The sequence below is a fragment of the Mycobacterium sp. genome, assembly GCF_965229265.1.
Taxonomy (GTDB): Bacteria; Actinomycetota; Actinomycetes; order Mycobacteriales; family Mycobacteriaceae; genus Mycobacterium.
Genome location: NZ_CBDDIY010000010.1, coordinates 2,016,924 through 2,037,119 on the forward strand (window position 1 = coordinate 2,016,924; position 20,196 = coordinate 2,037,119).

Sequence of the window (20,196 nt, forward strand, 5' to 3'; positions counted from 1 at the left end):
GATCACCTCCTCGTCCGGATCGCACATTATCAAACATCTTTCTCGGGCTCTATTGCTCGAGTGCGTTTGATTATGTGGGATTTCGGTGGGGACCGTGGGGCACTTTCCGAACCGCGCCTGAGCCCGCGGACATAAGATGCGTGACAAGTCACTCGAATTCTGGAGGAGTCAGCTACGTGGCCGCGCGTCGTAAAGACTATCCGCTCAACGCATCCCAACAGCGGACGTGGCTGAACTACATGCGCGTCTATCACCGCCTCGAATACGAGATGAACCGGCAGTTGCTGGCCGAGTGCGCGCTGTCGCTCAGTGATTACACGGTCATGAATGCGCTGTCCCAGGCACCGGGGCGTCGGCAACAACTGACCGCGCTTGCCACCACCATCGGCTGGGAACGCAGCAGGTTGTCCCACCACCTGCAACGGATGGCGGGCCGGGGTCTGATCGACCGCGCGCCCTCCGAGACCGACGGCCGCTCTATCGACGCGGTACTCAACAACACGGGTTGGGACATGCTGCAGGCTGCCGCGCCCCGGCACGCCGAGTGGATTCGCACATTGTTCTTCTCCGACCTCGACGCCAGCCAGGAAGCCGAGCTGGCCGACATCCTGGCATGCGTCTACGAGAACATCCTGCGCGAGGGCACGTTGCCACGGCCTGACTAGACCTGGCGCGAGCCACCGTCGACAACGATCTCCGAGCCGGTCATGAAGCTGCTCGCGTCGGAGGCGAGAAAAGCTACGGCGGAAGCTATTTCGTCAGGATGGCCGAGCCGGCCCATGGGCACGGTTGCGGCCTGTCCGTCGAGGAGCGCTTGCTCCTGCCCACCCGGCGCCAAACCCGCAAGACCCGGCGTCTCGACCGGGCCGGGCACCACCGTGTTGACGCGGATCTTGCGACCCACCAGCTCGGCGGCCCAGGTACGACCCAGCGAACGGATCGCCGCCTTCGATGCGGCGTAGGCGCCGAAGGCGGGGACGCCGGCAGAGGCCGCAGTCGAACCGGCGAGCACAATCGAGGCGCCCTCGTTCAACAGTGGCAGCGTCTTCTGCACGGTGAAGACGGTGCCGCCGACATTGCGATTGAACGTATCGGTCAGATGCTGGGGTGTCTCGTCTTCCAGGGTGGCGAACTCACCGCCCCCGGCGTTGGCGAAGACGACATCCAGACCCCGGCCGCGCTGCACGATCGCCTCGACGAGCCGGTCCAGGTCGGCGGCATCGGTGATGTCACCCTGGACCCCCGTCGCGTTGGCGCCGATCGCGGCAACGGCAGCGTCGACACCCTCCGGTCTGCGCCCGGTGATGAAGACGTGCGCGCCGTCGGCGGCGAGGCGTTTCGCCGTCGCCAACCCGATACCGGACGTACCGCCGGTGACCAGCGCCGTCTTTCCGTTCAACTGAGTCATGTCTGCTCCTTACCCGTGGGAGAACCTGTGGAACTGCTACCCACCCCACAACTACGTGACATGTCACGGTATTCCCCCGGGTGCCTGACCACCGGCTTCGCCGCGACAGGGCGAGGGCCCCCGGCCGGCCGCCGGCGATGTGGCACCATCACCGGATGGTGTCGACGCCCCGACGAGACCGCAGCACCGCCATCCCCGTCATCGCGCTCACCGGCCACCTGGGTGCCGGCAAGACCACACTGCTCAACCACATCCTGCAGACACCGCAGGCCCGGATCGGTGTGGTGATCAACGACTTCGGCGATATCAATGTCGACGCCACACTGGTCAGCGGCCAGATTGACGAACCCGCGTCCATCGCCGGCGGATGCATCTGTTGCCTGCCGGACGACGGCGAACTCGACGCCGCGCTGGCCAAGCTGGCCGACCCGAGGCTGCGCCTCGACGCCATCGTCGTCGAGGCCAGCGGGATTGCCGACCCGGCCGCGCTCGCCCGCATCATCGGGTTCAGCGAAGTAGCCGGAGTGCGCGACGGCGGCGTGGTCGATGTCGTCGACGCCGCCCGCCACTTCGACACCGTCGACCGCGGCGGCATCGCGCCGGCCCGATACGGCGCCGCGACGTTGGTGGTGGTCAACAAGCTCGACCAGATCCCCCCACAGGACCGTACCGAGACCGTACGGCGAGTGGAAGAGCGGGTGCGCGAACGCAATTCACGCGCGCAGGTGATCGGTGCCGTCGACGGCCAGATTGACCCCGCACTGCTCTACGACGTTGCCGCGGCCACCGACGAGACCGGTCAGCTGTCCTTCCGCGACGCGCTCATCGACGAACCTGCGGCCACGCACGTGCACGCCGACGCGGTCACCGTGATCGCCGACGAGCCGGTCGACCCGGGACTGCTGGTCGAGTTGTTGGAGAATCCTCCCGCCGGGGTCTACCGGATGAAGGGGTCGATCGCCGTGCGGGAACGCTCCGCGATCCGGACCTACGTCGTCAATGTCGTGGGGCCCGTGGTCCGGATCGCCCGCCGCGCGGCCTCGGCACCGTCCGAGCAGTGCCTGGTCGCCATTGGGATGCACCTCGACACCGACACGGTGCGGACCAGGATCGGCGATGCCCTCCGGCCCGCCGCCGGACCGGCGTCCGAGAGCGCGACCCGCCGGTTACGCCGCCACCTCGGTGCCTGAGGTCGGCAGCCTCAGCTCGGTGTGGATTCGAAGACGGCGGCGGCGAAACGTTCACCGATGCGGCGGTGCGCGTCCGGCCCTGGGTGCAGGTTGTCGGCAAGGGGCAATTCCGCGGAATCCCGGGGACCGTAGAGATCACACCCGTCGAGGTAGCGCAGATGTGGGTCGTGAACGCTGCGCTGGCGCACGATGGCGGCGAGGTCGTCGCGAATCACGCTGAGGGTGAGCTTTCCGGCCGCCTGTTCGGCGGGGTCCCCGGTCGCGACGAATCTCAGTGTCTCGCCGTCGAACTCCGGGGCGACCGGACCCGGCGTGTGCTCGTGGATGGGACAGTGGATCGCCGAGACGACGACGATCGGAGTGGATGGATGCCCTTCGCGGATCGTGTCGAGGAAGCCGTGGACGGCGGGGCCGAATGCGCGCCGCCGCATCACGTCGGCGTTGACGATGTTGATCCCGAGCTTGACGCTGACGAGATCGGCTGGGGTGTCTCGCATCACGCGGGCGGTGAACGGGTCCAGCAGGGCCGACCCGCCCATCCCGAGGTTGATCAGGTCGACGCCGCCGATGGCTGCCGCCAGCGCCGGCCAGGTCGCGGTGGGGTGCAGCGCATTGGACCCGTGGCTGATGGAGCTGCCGTGATGCAACCACACCCGGCGGTGGGTGGGGCACGCCTCGATCGGCTGATCACCGCGCAGCGCGATCAGTTCGGTGATCTCGTTGTGCGGCAACCAGATTTCGACGTCCTTGAGCCGTCCAGGCAGCCCGGCGAAGCGGACGGTGCCGATCGGTCCGGCCTGCCTGTCGACCGTCGCTGTTGCCGGGTCGATCATCAGCACGTTGCCGCCGGTCAGTGAGGCCTGGGCCGTCAGTCGACCGTCGACCAGCACGTCGTAGATGCCATCTGGGCGCTGCGGCAGGCCGCGGTAGGCCGGGCGGGTGCGCAGCGCATCGAGTTCGATCACCGAGGCGCGGGTGCGCAGGGCCAGCCGAATCCCGGCGGGCTGGGATTCGGCCATGGCCAGCTGAGGATCCGGGCATTGGGACCGCGCCCAGCGAGGCAGCCGGTGCGGCAACAACCCCTGCGCGGTTTCTTCCAGTTCGTACGCCCCGCGTAGGAGGTTCGCGGTGATCGGGACGGGCAGCAACGACGACATCTGCACGATTCTCCCCTGGCCGCCACGCGGCGGGACCACACGGGTGAATGCCGTCGCGGCCCGCTACCGTCAAGACCGTGGCATCGAACCTGGTCGAACGGGCGCATGAGATCGCCGACACGGTGTTGTTTTCTTCGGCGCTGGAGGTGGACCGGACCGGCCAGGTTCCCAACACCCATTGGGAGACACTGGCGCAGGCCGGGCTGTACGGGATCGCCGCACCCGCCGGCATCGGCGGCCCGGGGCTGGGCCTGCCCGAGATCATCGAGATCCTGGAGACGATGGCCAGCGGTTGTCTGGCCACCGCGTTCACCTGGGTGCAGCACCACGGGATGCTCGCCGCCCTGTCCGTCTCGGACAACCACGCCCTACGCGACGAGATCGCTCCGGGTGCCATCGCCGGGCGGATCCGCGGCGGCGTCGCCTACGCCGGGGCAGTACCCGTGCCGCCCCGGATGCGCGCGCAGCGGCTAAGCGGTGGGTGGCGATTGTCCGGGCACGCGCCCTTCGTCAGCGGCTGGGGTGTCATCGACGTCATCCAGATCTCGGCCGGCGACGTCGAATCCGGTGACATCGTTGCGGGTTTGGTGACCGCCGCCGAGCAACCGGGGATCACCGCGGTGACACCCCAGCCGTTGTTCGTCGCCGACGCCTCCCGCACGGTGGCGCTGGAGGTCGATGGCCTGATCGTGCCCGACGACCGCATCGTGAGCCGGGTCTCGCGCGCGGACTTCATGGCCAACCAGAATTTCGGGTCGCGGCTCAATGCGACGCTGCCCATCGGCGTGGTCCGCCGCTGCGTACTGCTGCTCGAGGATGCCGGGGAAGACGACGCGGCAGCCGCGCTGCGCCGCCAGGCCGATGCGGTGCGGGAGCGGCTCGACGCCGGCCTGGGCGACGGCTCGCGGTTGCTGCAGGCTCGCGCCGAGGGCTGTGAGCTGGCCATCCGGGCCGCCGGTGCACTGGTCGCGGCGTCCGGCGGGCCGGCATTGCTGCGCTCGGCACCCGCCCAGCTGCTGGCCCGCTCGGCACTGTTCACCCTGGTGGCCGCCAGCCGGCCAGAGCTCAAACGCTCACTGATCAACCAGATGTCGCACGAATAAGGGTCAGCGCGTCCCGCTGAGCTCGGCCCGGTACGCGCCCGCATCGCCGACCAGCTCGACGGCGTCGCCGACGTCGACAGTGACAACGTCTTCGGGCTGCCGCGCCGTGAAGGGGATGCCGAGCAGACCGTAGAAGTCATCGGTCATCACGAAGGTGTGCGCCCGGGCGAACAGGGGCTGCGCGTCGAAAACCCGCACCCGCAGCTTCTCCCGGCGCAGTCGGCCCAGTTCCCGTCCGGACTCGGGATCGGTGATCACCGGGCCGGTGTCGGAGTCCACGGCGAACACCATGCCAACCATGACCCCGGCTTCGGTACCGCGGTTGATGACCAGCGTGTGGTCATCCTCGATCAGCGCGACCTGCCCGGTGATGGTTCCCCGGGTCACGATGCCGCCAACGAATTGCTTTCTCGCAGGGCCGATGTCGATCCGGAGCCGGCCCGGATCCGCGGCCGCAGACCGTAGTCGTCGGCGCGCAACGGGATGTCGGTGTCCCCCGCGGTGTCCTGTTCGGCTCCCAGGGTGAGTTCGACGGCCGTCTTGGCCTGGAACAGCGCGATCACTGCCTGCTGGTGGTGATCGGTGCCGAACGAGCTGAGCGCCACCGCCAGTTTCTTGTCGACGTATTCGACCGCGCGCTGCAGGTCCGAGGCAACCGGCGGGGCCGAGTGGATGCCGGCCTGAGCCGGGGTCGTCGAGGTCAGCCCGCTGTACCAGCGATGCCCAAGCGCCCCGAGGATGCCGGCCGAGACCGGGATGACCACCACGGTGCAGACCAAGCCGAGGGTGGTGTCCAGCGCGATCGCGCCGACCACCCCGAGCAGCATGAGGGTGCCCGCGACGCCGAACAGCTGCAGAGCCGGCGGAACCGCCTCGGCCATGTGCCAGAGCCGCCGGATGGCGCCCGCGCCGAATCGGGCGACGGCGGCGATCGCCTTGCCGACGGCGGTGACGGCGATCAGCGCGGCGCGGCCGAGCTGGTCGGCGTGCTTACGGGTGACCGGGGACTTCGGCATCGACCAGGAACGCTTCGGCGCGGTGACGGCTGCCGCCTCGGCGGTGTTCGAAGGCTCGACGGCCGGCACGTCGGTTGCGAGCGGCGGGGTGGGTTGCCCATCCGACTGCTCGGCCGTTGGCTCCACATTAGTCACATTGGCATCAGCAGACACACCCGTATCATCGCTCGCGTCTGCCGAATCGCCGCCCTGGCGCGCCGAGGCGGACCCGAGTCGTTCGGCTATCCGCTGGCTGCGGCGGCGATATCGGCCGGGTTGATGCCGGCGAGGTCCGGGACGTTCTGCATGAGTTCGATGCGGGTGCCGTCGGGGTCGGTCAGGTAGATGAACCGGCCAGACGTGGGGTCGGCAACGTCACCCAGGACGGTCCGGCTGGACTCCACCAGCTGCCCGCCCGCGGCGACGATGGCCTCGGTCAGGCCGTCGACGTCCTCGACCCGAAACGACAGATGGGTGAAGCCGAGCTCGGTCATCGGTTTACGTTGCCCCGATCCGGTCATCGGGACGTCAACCCACTGCAGCAGCTCGATCCGAATGTCGTCGCGGATGAGCATCGCCGAGCGGAATCGGCCCTCCTGCTCCATGGTCGCGGCGACTTCGTTGTTGTCGAAGTCGAGCTGGTAGAGCTGGACGAAGCCGAAGACCTGGGTGTAGAAGCGGATCGAACGGTCGAGGTCGGTCACACAGATGCCGATATGCGAGAAGCCCTGGATCATGCGCGCAGTGTGACAGAACGCGACTGCGCCGAGCCGGCGTCAGTACCGATGACCGGGAGCGGAGTTACCGGGTGGCGGTGCGCTTCGACATCGCGGTCGACGGCCGACCCGACGTGGCCGTCGAAGAGTTCTCGCGCTGAGCGCCACCCACGGAGCGATTGGCCGCCGCAGCGGTGCGCGGATGGCTTGCGTTGTCTGCCAACACATCACGGTGCCTTGCCGATCTAGCCGTGCCGCTGGGGCCGCCGGCGGCGATGTCGGCCGCGACGGCGGCGCGGACCGGGGCGGGCTTCGGGGTGGAACTCAACACCGAGGCGGGCACCTCATCGGCAGCAGCCAAGGCGCTTCGCGCGGCCGACGTGCTGGGGGCGCCGTTCCACCCAATGGCCTTCGCGATCGCCTCGGCCAGTTCCCTCATGGCCCCGAGTGGTCCGACGCCCGTTCCGGTCGCGAGGGGAACGTGAATGTGCAGCACGCCCAGCAGATTGTTGTCGTAGGCGAGATCGAGGGCGTTGAAGATCGAACCGCCCGGACTGAGCAGACCGCCCAGGGCGATGCCCACCTGTACGCCGTCGGGGAAGGTGACGCCGATCGACGGTCCGAGGGCCTGCGCCAGCGCGGTCAGGTCGACGCGCTGCCCGCCGTTGAGGAACGCGTCGGTCATGGCCACCGGGATGGCGGCCAACGTGCTCACTGCACCTGCCAAATCCGGGGTTTGCGCGCTCACACCGGCGGCGATCTGCCCCAGGCTGGATTGCAGCACCATCAGCGGGCCCAGAACGGGTCCGGCTAGGCCGAGCAGCACCCCGCTCAGCGCCGTCGTCGAGACGGCCAGCAGTTGTTGGCCGGTCGCAGAGATGGTGAATTGCAACAGGGTCGGGATGCCGGGGAGTTGCAGGACGGCCGGCAGCAGCTCATAGAGGGTTCGGTGGGTGCCGTCCAAGGTGGTGGGGTCTGCCGCCGACACAACGCCGAGCGCGCGCTGGACATTGGCCTGGAGCTGGCTACCGATGCGGGCAAGGTCGGGCAATTCGGACAGATACTTCTGCTGGTTGGCGACGATCTGCTGCAGGATCGGCGCGGGCGCCGCAAGCCACGCGTTGAGCAGGGCCGAGGCGTTCTGCCCTGCCGTGGACAGGACGTCCTGCCACTCGGGACTGGCCGTCAGGTGGATTGCCGCCTCGGTGCGAATGTCCAGCTGCGGCAGCGTAACTGGACTTATCGCGATGGCGGTGGCGCCCACCATGGCCACACCCGCGGCGACGAAAGGTCGAGAGGTTGCAAGCATGTTGATTCCCCGTCGTTGTGCCACCCCTGACCCACGAGAACCGTATCGGAGAAGTGACGGCGACGAATTTGAAATCGCGAGGAATACCGGGAATCCGACGGGCCGATCTTGGCCCGCTTGCCGATGCCGATCGGCCCTGATCAGCGCGGTACAACCGCCTCGGCGGCAACCGCCGCCGACAGTATGGCAACCCCATGCGGAGACGACATTTGCCAGTCCGGGCCGAAAGACCCTTGGACCCGGGTCTGTTGTTTGACACAATTCGCTCGGGGTTTGCGGACGCCTGGGGAGGCCGCCGCAGAAGGGGGTTTGTAGATCATGGTAGATACGGTGGCTCGGCGGACAGCGGCGTTACTGGCGGGAGTGGCCGTCACCGCCTCGATCACGGTCGGCGTCGCCGGCCCCAACCTTCGCGCGACGGCGCTGACAGCTCCGGTGATGTTGAGCGCCACCGTCCTGGCGATGGGCGGACTCGGCTACGAGGACGTCGACACAGATCTCATGAAGCGGGTCCTCGCGGGTCGCTTCGCCAACGAGGACCATTTGGTGGGCCTGCCGTGGCCGGGTCAGATGGCGCCGTGGAACGGCACGCTGACGCTGGGCGAGTCGGTCGCGGTCGGCCTCGAGAACATGGACGTCGCGATCCGCAACACCCCCGGACAGAAGATCGTCGTCGGCGCCTCCGGCACCACGCTGGTCGTCGACGAGGAGATGCGGCGCCTGGCCAACGATCCGACGGCCCCGCCGGCCGACGAACTCTCCTTCGTGGTGATGGGCGACGCCAACCGCGGGGCATTCCGGTTCTTTCCAGGAGTGAAGCTCCCGATCTTCGACTACGTCCCGCAGATTCCGGTGACGAAGTACAACGTGCTCGTGGTGAAGGGTGAGTACGACGGCATCGGCGACTGGCCCGACCGGTGGTGGAACGTGCTGGCCGATCTCAACGCACTGGCCGGCACCGGCTTGCTCCAGCAGATCATTCCCGAAGACATCGTGGACCAGTACGCACTGGATGAGTGGGGTTCGGTGCACTACGACGCCATGTTCGCCGACCTGAGCCAGGTGCCGTCGAAGAACATCACCGTTTCGGTGAACACCGCGGGCGGGACCACCACCACCTACCTCGTGCCCACCGCGGACCTGCCGCTGCTGCGCCCACTCAAGAAACTGGGCGTGTCACAGGAGGTCATCGACAACCTCACCACGGTGCTGCGGCCGATCATCGACTCCGCGTACTACCGCAACGACCCCCGCGATGTCGGGACCTCGGTCCGGCCCACCCCCGTCACCACCACGTCGGTAACAGCGGCGTCGGCGTCGGCATCGGCGAAGCCGAGGGCAGCCAAGAAGGCCGCCGCCGCACCGACGGCCGCCAAGGCGACCGCTGCCCCCTCCGGCAAGGCCGCCAGCAAGCGCGCGCGGACCGGCGCGAGGTCTGGCGGGTAGGGCAGCACACGGTTCTTCGACAACCGGCACAATTGTCGTCACTGGCGATCAGGGCACGAGCACCCCACTGATTGGGGTCGCGAAGTGTGCACTGGGCTCGCTACCCGGCGGCGAAGGAGACGGTTGCCCGTGCACGTACCCGGCAGGAACGGCCGCAGTCCGGACCGACCGGCTTACCGAGTTCGATGACGCAGCCGGCTGCCGACCCCGATCTGCCCGATGACTCGATGCGGGGATCGGTACTCATCTGCTGTACCGCGGTGGTCGCGGGGGTGGTCATCGGGTTCGTCGGTGGCGCCTTCCGCTGGTGTCTGCAATGGGCCGATCGGCTGCGCCTCGATCTGGTGGACTGGGCGCATCAGCTGCCCGGGCCGGGGTGGCTGGTGCCGATCGCGGCCGCCGCGATCGGCGCCACGCTCGCGGCGCTGATCGTGCAGTGGATGCCGTTGGCCGCGGGTAGCGGCATCCAACACGTCGAGGCGGTATTCCGCCGCGAGGCGAAGCCGCCGTTGATTCGCCTGCTGCCGGCGAAGTTCATCGGCGGCGTGCTGGCCATAGGGTCCGGCCTCGTGCTGGGGCGCGAGGGGCCGACCGTCCACATGGGAGCGGCGATCGGCGCCGAAGCGGCGCGACGGGCGCGACTACCCGACGCCGAGGTGCGAATGATGCAGACCGCCGTGGGCGGTGCCGGGCTGGCCGTCGCGTTCAATGCGCCCATCGGGGGCGTCCTGTTCACCCTCGAGGAGGTGACCAGGTCCTTCCGGGTCAAGACGATGCTGGCGACCCTCTTCGCGGCCGTCACCGCCGTCGCCTGTGCGCGTTTCGTCCTCGGAAATCGTCCAGATTTCGTCGTGGTGCCCACCAACGCGCCCAACCTGGCCTGGCTGCCGCTCTTCGTAGTGTTCGGCCTGCTGACCGGCTGCCTGGGCGCGGCATACAGCTGGCTGGTCCTGTGGTTCCTGGACCGTGTCGCCGCGTTTCGCCGCATCCCAAAGGTCGCAAAGGCGACCATCATCGGCGCCATCATCGGGCTGGCCATGTTCGTCTACCCGCAGGCCGTCGGCGGTGGTGACACCCTGACCCAGCTGATCGTCGGCGGACAACACATCGTGCTGCCGGTGGTCGTCGGCTACCTCCTGGTTCGCTTCGTCGCCGGGCCGCTGTCGTACTCCGCGGCCACCCCCGGTGGACTGTTCGCCCCCCTGCTTGCGCTGGGTGCGCTGTGGGGCGTGCTGTTTGTCGGGGTTCTCAACCTGATGTGGCCGGGAAGCCTTGCAGCGCTGACCATTCCGATGGCGCTCGTCGGCATGGCGGCGTTGTTCGGAGCCGCGGTGCGCGCACCGCTGACCGGTATCGTGATCGTCATCGAAATGACGGCGACGACGTCGGTGGCGGTGCCGATGATGGCCGCGACCGCCGCCGCCGTACTGGCCGCCTATCTCGTCGGATCGCCGCCGATCTACGACAGTCTGCGCGCGCGCATGCCCCCCGAAGCGGACTGAACGATGCGACACAGCTACCGCATGGTTATTTGCCTAGCCGTAACTTTGTGACTACCATCACGGTCGGGTTGGGGCCCGCCAAGACAATTAAGGATCAGATCGTGTCGTCGACTTACTCCCCATTCTCGGTAGCAAAGATCTGCGCGGTATGCATCGGTGGTCCGCTGATTGCTCTCGGCGTCGGCGCGCCCACCGCCCTCGCCGCTCCGTCCGCCGGCTCGGGCAGCCCCCAGAAACAGGCCTCCGCCAACAGCGCCAGGGGCGCTGCCCAAGCGGGACCGAAGAGCATCAGCACCGCCTCCCGGGCGCGGGCCGCAAACACGCCCACGCCGAATCTCGATTTCGCCATGTCGTTCAACGGAGTCAGCGTGTACCAGTCCGGGACCGCGACGGCGACCTCCGAACCGGGATTCAACCTGGCGCTCGCGGGGGCCGGCAGCACCGCATACGCCGGTGGCGGCCTGTTCAATGTCGCCGTCGCCGACCACAACAGCACCGCCAAGGCAAGCGGAGGCGTCTTGAACCTCGCCTCTGCCGATAACAACAGCACGGCAACCGCCGAGGGCGGTGTCTTTGTCGTCGCGCGGGCCGACAATGGCGGCACTGCAACGGTTTCCGGTGGACGATTCAATACCGCGGAAGCAACCAACGGCGGCACGGCCACCGTGAGCGGTGGTGGTGAATTCAACACCGCTACCGCCGACGGCACCAACAGCGTGGCATTCGCGGGCAACGGCAACAACAACGAGGCCAAGGCCTACTGCGGATCGCACGCCGACGCCAGTGGTGGCGACAATCTGGTGGTCACCACACCCGTTGGCGGCTGCTCTTAGCACACCTAGACCTCGACGGCGGCGTCGCTACCAGATGCGGATCCAGTCGACGAGCAGAGCCGCCGGAAAGGTGCCCAGGGACGGGTCGCCGCCGCCAGGACCCCCGACCGCGAGGGTGAACATCGGCGACATCCAATAGCCGGGATTGTTGAACGGCCAGCGCAGGTCGGTCGGATTGCCGTGGACCGGTATGGGCTTCGGCGGCACGGTGAAGTACGGCGCCGCGCCGTCGACATAGTCTCGCCAGAACTTGAAGCCGTCGGCGTCCCAGCGCATCCGCCAGGTGTGCCAGGCGCCGTCGATCAACCCGGCGATCGACTTGCTTTCCCACGTCTTGCCGTTCGACGCTGCATGGACCGTGGTTCCCGGAGCCCAACTGCGGTTGCCGTAGAACTCGAAGATGTCGACCTCGCCGTCAGGCAAGGGATCTTCGTTCACCGCCCAGTACGCGGGCCAGGCGCCCGAGGTCAGGCAGTCGAGCTTGGCGCGCGCTTCCCAGGTGTGGCCCATGGGCACCCGCCAGTTGCCCCGCACCTTGCCGCTGAAGTACTGATCGTCCTCCCGGGTGGCCATGAGCACGAGATTCGAGTTTCCATCGAGGAAGACGTTTCGCCGGTCGTCGCGGTACTGACTGTCGACCGGTGGCCACACGTCGTCCTGCCAGTTCTGCACCGACCAGTTCGCCGGGTTGGGCGCCGAGCCCGCCGGCCCGTCGAAGTCGTCCTGGAATACATAGTTTGATGGGGCCCCAGGGCGCGGCGACGGACTCGCCTCGGCGCTCGGGAGCGGGATCGCGGCGGCCAGCAGGCCCAGCCCCGACATCACCATCATGCTTCGGCGGTCCAATTCGGGCACGGCTCGACTTTAAGGTCACCGGCCTGATGCGGACAGCTGAAGCGCCGAATTCAGCTAGTGCTCGATCAGCTCCGGGTGGAACGCGGCTGCCATCCGACGCATTCCGTCGCGCCAGTCGACGGTCGTGGTTCCGATCAGCTCATGCATCTTGGTGACGTCGAGTGGATTCCCACGCAGCGTCTGCTCGGTCTCCTCGAACACCGGTACCTTGCCGACGAGCGAGCCGAGATAGGCGCACCACTCCTGCAGGCTGACGAATTGATCACCACCCCAATTGACGATCGTGACCGGAACTGACGCCACCTCAACCAGTTTCGGGATCATCGCGATGATGTCGTCCTCGTGGATCGGGTTGTAGACCGCAGGTCCGCCGGGCGGAACGGGGATGGGCATGTCGCCGAGCATCATGTCCAGGTGCAAGAGCGGCCATCCGCCGTTGTCGCCGTAGGGGACGTTGAGGCGCGCGATGGTGGCCGGTATTCCCAGTGCACGCGCCATGGTCGCGACGACGACTTCCCCGGCGATCTTGGTGATGGAGTAGGTGGGCAGCAGGGGCTTGTGGTTGTCGCCCAGAACGGTGCGTTCGGTGCGGCGCTCGTCGTCCGGCGGATCGTAGACGGCACCCGAGGAACAGTGCAGGAAGGCCTTCGTGCTTCGACAATGCGCCATGAGAAGGCCCGCCGATTCGGCATTGGCAGCGAGGTCTTTGTCCCACCGACCGCTCTTGGCCACCGCCAGGTTGAGCACGTAGTCGAAGTCCGACGGCACCCCGGTGAAGTCCCCCGCCGCCATGTTGGCGCTCTGGCAGCGCACACCGGCCTTCTCGAGACGCTCCCGCGCCGCCGAATCGGTGAAACGGGCAATGCCCCACACCTCGTTGTCGGCCGCGAAGGCCTCGGCGACGGGGACGCCGACCTGGCCCGTTGCTCCGGTGATCAGGATTTTCGATCCACGCATCGGCTGATGGTAGGCAGTCGACGGGCTCGTGACAGCGGTTTTGGCCGGGTTAGCCGCAGGCCCCGCGGACGCAACAGCAAGCGCATATCGGGCCTTGAATTTCGCTCGTGTTAAGAGTTCAGGTTTCCGCACGCCCCGTGTTGCGCGGTCGAATCACCCGCCATACGTTCGGCAGTAAGCGACTTGTTAAGTCGCTCTTAGCGAATCGAGGCATGTGTTTACTGAAACCCCGGTGACCGTCTCCGACGTCGACGTGGCGGCTCGCGAAATGCTCGGAACTCGGCTCCGGCAGACCCGTGAGCGTGCCCGACTGTCGACACGGGAACTAGCGGCTCGGGCATCGGTGAGCGCGGGATTCATCAGTCAGCTCGAGAACGGCAAATGCGGCGTCTCTGTTGGAGTGCTCAAGCGCATCTCCGCGGCCGTTGGTGTCTCAGCGGCGGACCTGCTCTCAGCTGAAGCGCCCGTAGCGCGGCCGGTGCTACGGGCACACGAACGACCCCTGTTCTCCGGCGATAGCGGACTGCAGAAACTGCTGCTGTTACGGCCACCGATCCAACAGCTCGAAGTGTATGAAGGCACATTCGACGTGGGCGGCTCGACCGGACCCGAACCGTATGCACACGACAACGCGCAAGAGCTGTTCTACGTACTCAGTGGCCACATCGAAATCTCGATCGGCTCCGAGACCCTGATCCTCGGACCCCGAGACAGCGTCGAGTATCTCTCCTCGGTTCCGCACCGTGCGGTGAACATCGGTGCGACTCCGGCCCAGGCCATGTGGATCACCGCGCATGTCACTCCGCCCATCGACGCCACTCCGCTCAGCGCACCGACCACGCACGACATGAAGGACTGACACCATGGCTACTCCCAACCGCCTGCTCATCACCGGCGGCCACGTCTTCACCCCCGCCGGCATCGTCGAGGAGCCGGTCCTTGTCGAAGACGGCATCATCACCGCGATCGGCGCCACCGCGCTCACCTCCACCGGAGCCGCCGAGATCAACGCGGGCGGCGGGCTCGTCTCCCCGGGCTTTCAGGACAGCCACATTCACCCGTACCACGCCGGTCTGGACATGCTTGCCTGCGATCTGACCCCGTACGTCACCGCCGACGGATACCTCACCCGTATCGCCGAATACGCGGCGGCCCATCCAGAGTTGGACTGGATCAGCGGCGGCGGCTGGTCGATGGACTCCTTTCCCGGCGGATTGCCGACCGCCGCAGCGCTCGACGCCATCGTCGCCGACCGGCCCGCCTACTTCCCCAACCGCGACGGTCACGGTGCGTGGGTCAACTCGAAAGCTCTTGAGATCGCGGGCATCGACGACACGACGCCGGATCCGTTCGACGGTCGCATCGAACGCGATGCCGACGGACACGCGATCGGCACGCTGCAGGAAGGCGCCATGCAGCTCGTCGCACGGCATGTTCCGCTGCCGAGTCAGGACGACTTGGACGAGGCCCTGAAGCTGGCCCAGCAGCAGCTGTTCGCGTGGGGGGTGACCGCCTGGCAAGACGCCATCGTCGGCGCCACGAATGACACCCCCGACCCTCTCGATTCGTACCTGCGTGCCACGGCATCCGGCGTGTTGAAGGCGCACGTCGTCGGTGCTCTGTGGTGGGACCGCAATCGGGGATTCGAGCAGATTCCCGAACTCGTCGCCAAGCGCACGCGCGCCCTTGCCAGTGGCTTCAGGGCCACGGCGGTCAAGATCATGCAGGACGGTGTGGCCGAGAACTTCACAGCGGGAATGCTCGAGCCGTATCTGGACTCGTGCGGTTGCCCCGGTGAGAACATGGGCAAGAGCTTCGTCGACCCGACCACCCTCAAGGAGATCTCGGTCCAGCTCGATGCCCTGGGCTTCCAGCTCCATTTCCACGCCCTCGGCGACCGGGCTGTACGGGAGTCGCTCGATGCGGTCGAAGCGGCCCGTACGGCCAACGGGGACAGCGACCTTCGCCATACGCTGGCACATATCCAGGTTATCCACCCCGATGACATCCGCCGGTTCGCCGATCTCAACGTGGTGGCCAACATGCAACCGCTGTGGGCCAGGCACGAGGCCCAGATGGACGTGCTGACGATCCCGTTCCTTGGCCCTCGCCGGGCCGCCTGGCAGTACCCGTTCGGGACACTTCAGCGGGCGGGGGCGCTGCTGGCCTCCGGAAGCGACTGGCCAGTGAGCACGGCCAACCCGCTGGAGATCATCCACACGACCGTAAACCGAGCACCCGCAGGAGCGACCGGCCCGGCGGAGCTGCCCTTCCTCGGCGAGCAGGCGCTGTCTCTGGCCGACGCGCTGATAGCGCACAGCCTTGGCACGGCCTACCTCAACCACGACGAGCAGCGCTCGGGAACCATCGAACTCGGCAAGGCCGGCGACATCGTGATTCTCGACCGTGACATCTTCGCCGCTCCAGTCGCCGAGATCGGTTCCGCCACAGTCGCCTACACTATCGTCGGCGGCGAAGTCGTCTACGATGCGACGTCGTCCCTGGTATCGGCATGACCACCGTGAATCTGGCCACCGAAGCCCGAGCGCCGCTGACCGCTGCGCCCGGCGCCGTCGAACTCCGCTCGCTGAGCAAGTATTACGGGCCGGCTGTTGCCGTGGACAACGTCAGCCTGACCGTGCAGGCAGGCGAATTCCTCAGCCTGCTGGGACCGAGCGGATGCGGAAAGACGACGACGCTTCGCCTGATCGGGGGATTCGAGCTTCCCGACGACGGTTCCATCCAGATCTCGGGCCGCCACGTCGAGGACCTACCGCCGCATAAGCGGCCGGTGAACACGGTATTCCAAGCCTATGCGCTGTTCCCTCATATGAAGGTCGCCGACAACGTCGCCTACGGACTGCGTCTCTCGGGTGTACCGAAAGCCGAAGTCGCCCAACGAGTGAGCCGCGCCCTCGAGATGGTGAGAATGGGCGCCTTCGCCGGCCGAAAGCCGGCGCAGCTCTCCGGAGGCCAACAGCAACGCATCGCCCTGGCCCGGGCCCTGGTGAACCGGCCGGCCGTCCTGCTGCTGGACGAGCCGATGAGCGCCCTGGACCGCAAGCTGCGCGAGGAGATGCAGGTCGAGCTGAAGCTGCTGCAGCGTGAAGTCGGCACAACCTTCATCTTCGTCACTCACGACCAGGAGGAGGCCCTGTCGATGAGCGATCGCATCGCGGTGATGAAGGACGGACGGATCGAGCAAATCGGCACGGCCTCAGATGTTTACGATGCGCCGGAGTCGGCATTCGTGGCCGGGTTCATCGGCCGGCAGAACTCCTTCGACGGCACCATCTCCCGCTTCGACAGCGCGGGGGTCAGCGTGCAGACCGCCGGTCTGTCGCTGTTCTCCGCACGCCCCGTCAAGGGCAGCGTCCCGGCCTCGAGCGGCGCGCAGGTCACCGCAGCGATACGGCCGGAGTCGGTGACCGTCACCACCCCGGCTAGCACCGTGGCTCCTGAATCCCCCAGCCCGGTCAACTCGATCGGCGGCACCCTGCTCGGGGTGTCCGAACTCGGTCACAGCCTGCAATTGGTCATCCACACACCGAACGACAACCAGATCCTGGCCCGCCTGCCGCGCGCCGCCAACCCGCCCACCGAACTCGGATCGCCCGTGCTGTGTTCATGGTCGGCCGACGCCGTCCGCATCTTCACGTCCTAGCCGTCCGCCCCCGACCTACCCACCCTCTCCATTCGACCCGGAAGCAGAACATGAATCAGCCGCAGAACATTCGGGCTCTCGTGCCCGAGGCAATGAAGAGCAGACTCAGCCGCCGCACGTTCCTGGGCGGAACCGCGGCGCTCGGGGTCGGCGCCGTACTCGCCGCATGCTCCAAGTCGCCGGGCGGCGGCTCAGCGTCGGGCGGCCTCAACATCTACACCTGGGGCGAATACGACGACCCCGCCGTGCTGACCGATTTCACCGCCGCCAAGGGCCCCAAGATCACTCTCGACTCCTACGGCTCGAACCCGGAGATGATCGCCAAACTCAGTGCGGCCAAGGGCACGACGGGCTACGACATTTGTGTGCCCACCCACTCCTCCATTCAACAGATGGCGACCGGCGGCCTGCTCACTGAACTCGATCACGCCAAGTTGCCCAACATGAAAAACCTCAACGCGAAAGTCGTCAATACGCCGTTCGACCCCGGCAACAAGTACAGCGTCTGTAAGGACTGGGGCTCGACGGGCTACGTCTACGACACCTCCGTCATCAAGCGCGATCTGACCTCCTGGGCCGACTTCCTCGACGCCGCGCAGAAGGAGGCGTCTGGCAGTACGTCGCTGCTGGAGGACCAGGGCGAAGTGGCCTTCACCTATTTCTATGCCAACGGAATCGACCCCAACACAACCGATCCCGCCCATATCGCCGCCTATCGCTCGTTCATTCTCGAGAAGATCGCTCCGCACGTGCAAGCCTTCGAATCGTCGACCAACGCCTCGATCTCGTCGTCGGCCCGCACCCTGATTCACTGCTGGAACGGCGATGCCCGCCTGGGCATCCTTGCCAACGCCGAACCCGACAAGTACAAGTTCGTCTGGCCCTCGGAGGGGGCGAACCTCTGGCAGGACAACTGGGCGATCGTCAAGGGTGCACCGCACGAGGACGCCGCATATGAGTTCATCAACTACGTGCTCGACCCGGTCGTCTCCCTCAAGGAGCTCACCTATATCGGCTACAACACCGGAATCAACGGGATCGAGGAGGCAGCCAAGAAGGCCGACATCAAGCGGCCCGACCTGGTCTTCGTCAGCGATGACGTGATGAAGAAGCTGATCTACAGCCAGATGACCTCGGCCGACGGCCAGATCATCGCCATCTACGACGAACTCAAGGCTGCGGCGGGCAAGTGACCGCCGTGCACGAGCAGGACGCGGCGACGGCGGCAACCGGTGCGGCTCATCCGCAGCGCTCCCGGCGGTTACAGCTGCCCGGATGGCTCGGCGCTCTGCCCATCAGCATCTGGATGCTGATGTTTTTCCTCCTGCCCATCGCGTTGGTGGTCTGGTACAGCTTCGGCTACAAGCCGGGCATCTACGTCACCCATGCCAACGACGTCCTTTCCTTCGACCGCTACCACGAGGCCGCGTCAGCCACGTTCCTCGCGATCTTCTTTCGCACCCTGAAGATCGCGGCGGTGGGAACGGTGATCTGCCTGGTGATCGCGTTTCCGATGGCCTATTGGATGGCGGTCAAGCTGGCCCCGAAATGGCGCGGTGTGGTATTGGCCCTGGTCCTCATCCCCTACTGGACGAATTTCCTCGTCCGGACCATCGGATGGCAAATCTCCTTGAGTCCTTCGGGTTTCGTGTCGAAGGCGATGCAGTGGGCACATCTGACCGACGGGCCTCTGCACGTGCTCTACACCTCGGCCGCGGTCCAGCTCGGCGTGGTCTACAACTACCTGCCGCTGATGGTCCTGCCCCTGTATGTGGCGCTCGAGCGTCTCGATCCGAAGTTGCTCGAAGCCAGTCGTGACCTCGGCGGAACGGCGTGGGACACGCTGTGGCGCATCACGGTTCCGTTGGCTGCGCCGGGGGCGACCGCCGGGCTGCTGCTGGTCTTCGTCCCGCTGATGGGCGATTACATCACCCCGACCGTTCTCGGTGGCGCCAGCGGCAGCATGGTCGGCCAGATGGTGGCCGCGCAGTTCCAGAGTGCCCAGAACTGGGCACTCGGCGCAGCGATGGCAGTTCTGCTCATGCTGGCCATCTTTGGGACGAGCGCCGTGGTCGGCGGGCTCCTGAAGGCGGTCGGTCGCCTCGCCACCGCGATGACCTCTCTGAAGCTCCCGGCGAAGGAGTCCGTATGACCGGGTCAGCACCGGTGGCGGGCCCCCGTCGGCGGCGCAGAATCCGTCCCGCCGACGCCTTCTTGAACGTCTGGGGAACGCTGAGCCTGGTGTTCCTCTTCTTCCCGATCATCGTCATCGTGGTGTTCTCGTTCAACTCCGGGCGCACCCTGCAGACGTTCGAAGGATTCAGCTTCCAGCCCTATGTTGCGGCGCTGAGCAATCCGGCGATCACCAACTCCATCACTGTCTCGCTGATCACCGCCACCGGCACCGCCGTCGTCGCCACCGCGCTCGGCACCTTCGCCGGCATCGCTCTAGCGCGTCGGCCGGGCTGGTGGGCCCCGGCGCTGCTGGTGCTGCTGGGGTTGGTGATGGTCACTCCGGAGATCGTCAGCGCTATCTCGCTGCTCCCCTGGTTCGTGACCCTCGGGGTTGACTGGGGAATCGCCGGCTTCAATATCGGTCAAGTGCGCCTCATCATCGGCAATTCTCTCTTCGCAAGCGCGGTGGTCACTTTCATCGTGCGGGCCCGGGTGACCGGGATGAACGAGACTCTCGAGGAGGCCGCCGCCGACCTGTACGCTCCGCCGTTCCGGCGGTTCACCGACATCACGCTGCCGTTGATCCGACCTGCTGTCATATCGGGTGCGCTGCTGGCCTTCACCCTCAGCCTCGACAACACCGTCGTCTCGTCGTTCGTCTCGGTCGCGGGTTCGACGCCGTGGCCGGTGTACGTCTTCGCGTCGCTGAAGGCGTCGCTGCGGCCAGAGATTGCCGCGATGTCCACGCTGGTGCTGGTGCTCACCCTCATCGTTCTCGGTATCGCTGCGGTGATACTGCGCCGAGATCCGAGCGGATCCGATGGCGCCGCCAGCCTGACCGGCGCGATGGTGGGGAAATGACGGCGGCCGCCGCTGATATGTTGCC

The 20,196-nt window shown here is 66.8% G+C and carries 20 protein-coding genes; 12 read left to right on the forward strand and 8 right to left on the reverse strand.

The genetic code is table 11. The features are described from left to right. The first annotated feature begins 176 nt into the window (after positions 1-176). Positions 177-665 carry a MarR family winged helix-turn-helix transcriptional regulator gene (locus ADBZ9K_RS11315; protein ID WP_526620297.1) on the forward strand — a complete coding sequence of 163 codons (489 nt, stop codon included), beginning with the start codon at positions 177-179 and terminating at the stop codon, positions 663-665. On the opposite strand, the gene ADBZ9K_RS11320 is transcribed toward ADBZ9K_RS11315, so the two are convergent. Then, complete coding sequence (locus ADBZ9K_RS11320; RefSeq protein WP_526620298.1) at positions 662-1,408, reverse strand: SDR family NAD(P)-dependent oxidoreductase; 747 nt, start codon at positions 1,406-1,408, stop codon at positions 662-664. The two genes, ADBZ9K_RS11315 and ADBZ9K_RS11320, sit on opposite strands and share 4 nt — an antisense overlap. Positions 1,409-1,563: 155 nt before the next feature. Between ADBZ9K_RS11320 and ADBZ9K_RS11325 the strand changes: the two genes are divergently transcribed. Continuing rightward, on the forward strand, positions 1,564-2,598 hold the full coding sequence (locus ADBZ9K_RS11325) for a CobW family GTP-binding protein (RefSeq protein WP_526620300.1): 1,035 nt from the start codon (positions 1,564-1,566) through the stop codon (positions 2,596-2,598). An 11-nt stretch (positions 2,599-2,609) separates the two neighbouring features. On the opposite strand, the gene ADBZ9K_RS11330 is transcribed toward ADBZ9K_RS11325, so the two are convergent. After that, positions 2,610-3,755, reverse strand: a complete 1,146-nt coding sequence (locus ADBZ9K_RS11330) for a GDSL-type esterase/lipase family protein (RefSeq protein WP_526620302.1) — start codon at positions 3,753-3,755, stop codon at positions 2,610-2,612. 77 nt (positions 3,756-3,832) lie between these two features. On the opposite strand from ADBZ9K_RS11330, the gene ADBZ9K_RS11335 reads away from it, so the two are divergent. Beyond that, complete coding sequence (locus ADBZ9K_RS11335; protein ID WP_526620304.1) at positions 3,833-4,858, forward strand: acyl-CoA dehydrogenase family protein; 1,026 nt, start codon at positions 3,833-3,835, stop codon at positions 4,856-4,858. 3 nt (positions 4,859-4,861) lie between these two features. Here ADBZ9K_RS11335 and ADBZ9K_RS11340 read toward each other — a convergent pair whose 3' ends face one another. The 4 genes from ADBZ9K_RS11340 to gjpA form a co-directional block, all read right to left on the reverse strand. After that, on the reverse strand, positions 4,862-5,245 hold the full coding sequence (locus tag ADBZ9K_RS11340) for a hypothetical protein (protein ID WP_526620306.1): 384 nt from the start codon (positions 5,243-5,245) through the stop codon (positions 4,862-4,864). Next, positions 5,242-6,027: a hypothetical protein gene (locus ADBZ9K_RS11345; RefSeq protein ID WP_526620308.1), complete on the reverse strand. Its 786-nt coding sequence runs from the start codon at positions 6,025-6,027 to the stop codon at positions 5,242-5,244. The genes ADBZ9K_RS11340 and ADBZ9K_RS11345 overlap by 4 nt, the downstream gene beginning before the upstream one ends. A gap of 68 nt (positions 6,028-6,095) precedes the next feature. After that, complete coding sequence (locus ADBZ9K_RS11350; RefSeq protein ID WP_526620310.1) at positions 6,096-6,590, reverse strand: VOC family protein; 495 nt, start codon at positions 6,588-6,590, stop codon at positions 6,096-6,098. A 64-nt stretch (positions 6,591-6,654) separates the two neighbouring features. Next, positions 6,655-7,878, reverse strand: coding sequence for an outer membrane porin GjpA (gene gjpA, locus ADBZ9K_RS11355; protein ID WP_526620312.1), 1,224 nt, complete (start codon positions 7,876-7,878; stop codon positions 6,655-6,657). Positions 7,879-8,208: 330 nt separating this feature from the next. On the opposite strand from gjpA, the gene ADBZ9K_RS11360 reads away from it, so the two are divergent. From ADBZ9K_RS11360 to ADBZ9K_RS11370, 3 genes are all read left to right on the forward strand, one after another. Beyond that, positions 8,209-9,324, forward strand: a complete 1,116-nt coding sequence (locus ADBZ9K_RS11360; protein ID WP_526620314.1) for a PE-PPE domain-containing protein — start codon at positions 8,209-8,211, stop codon at positions 9,322-9,324. 185 nt (positions 9,325-9,509) lie between these two features. Next, positions 9,510-10,826 (forward strand): H(+)/Cl(-) exchange transporter ClcA, encoded by a 1,317-nt coding sequence (locus ADBZ9K_RS11365; RefSeq protein ID WP_526620316.1) that lies wholly within the window; start codon positions 9,510-9,512, stop codon positions 10,824-10,826. Positions 10,827-10,927: 101 nt separating this feature from the next. Further along, a complete protein-coding gene (locus tag ADBZ9K_RS11370; protein WP_526620318.1) occupies positions 10,928-11,659 on the forward strand; it encodes a hypothetical protein in 732 nt (243 codons plus the stop codon). Between the two features lie 27 nt (positions 11,660-11,686). Here ADBZ9K_RS11370 and ADBZ9K_RS11375 read toward each other — a convergent pair whose 3' ends face one another. Next, positions 11,687-12,505 carry a glycoside hydrolase family 16 protein gene (locus ADBZ9K_RS11375; RefSeq protein WP_526620922.1) on the reverse strand — a complete coding sequence of 273 codons (819 nt, stop codon included), beginning with the start codon at positions 12,503-12,505 and terminating at the stop codon, positions 11,687-11,689. A gap of 63 nt (positions 12,506-12,568) precedes the next feature. Further along, complete coding sequence (locus tag ADBZ9K_RS11380; protein ID WP_526620320.1) at positions 12,569-13,471, reverse strand: NAD-dependent epimerase/dehydratase family protein; 903 nt, start codon at positions 13,469-13,471, stop codon at positions 12,569-12,571. 232 nt (positions 13,472-13,703) lie between these two features. Between ADBZ9K_RS11380 and ADBZ9K_RS11385 the strand changes: the two genes are divergently transcribed. The 6 genes from ADBZ9K_RS11385 to ADBZ9K_RS11410 are packed head-to-tail and all read left to right on the forward strand — an operon-like array spanning position 13,704 to position 20,171. Continuing rightward, positions 13,704-14,330, forward strand: a complete 627-nt coding sequence (locus tag ADBZ9K_RS11385; protein ID WP_526620322.1) for a helix-turn-helix domain-containing protein — start codon at positions 13,704-13,706, stop codon at positions 14,328-14,330. A gap of 4 nt (positions 14,331-14,334) precedes the next feature. Further along, entirely contained in the window at positions 14,335-15,987 is a 1,653-nt protein-coding gene (locus ADBZ9K_RS11390) for an amidohydrolase (RefSeq protein ID WP_526620324.1), read from the forward strand. Next, the gene (locus ADBZ9K_RS11395; RefSeq protein ID WP_526620326.1) at positions 15,984-17,135 is read left to right on the forward strand and encodes an ABC transporter ATP-binding protein; all 1,152 of its coding nucleotides are present in this window, start codon (positions 15,984-15,986) and stop codon (positions 17,133-17,135) included. The genes ADBZ9K_RS11390 and ADBZ9K_RS11395 overlap by 4 nt, the downstream gene beginning before the upstream one ends. A 50-nt stretch (positions 17,136-17,185) precedes the next feature. Further along, on the forward strand, positions 17,186-18,328 hold the full coding sequence (locus ADBZ9K_RS11400) for an ABC transporter substrate-binding protein (protein ID WP_526620328.1): 1,143 nt from the start codon (positions 17,186-17,188) through the stop codon (positions 18,326-18,328). Further along, positions 18,325-19,287 (forward strand): ABC transporter permease, encoded by a 963-nt coding sequence (locus ADBZ9K_RS11405; protein ID WP_526620330.1) that lies wholly within the window; start codon positions 18,325-18,327, stop codon positions 19,285-19,287. Before ADBZ9K_RS11400 ends, ADBZ9K_RS11405 begins: the two co-directional genes overlap by 4 nt. Then, complete coding sequence (locus ADBZ9K_RS11410) at positions 19,284-20,171, forward strand: ABC transporter permease (protein ID WP_526620332.1); 888 nt, start codon at positions 19,284-19,286, stop codon at positions 20,169-20,171. The genes ADBZ9K_RS11405 and ADBZ9K_RS11410 overlap by 4 nt, the downstream gene beginning before the upstream one ends. The last annotated feature ends 25 nt before the right edge of the window (positions 20,172-20,196 follow it).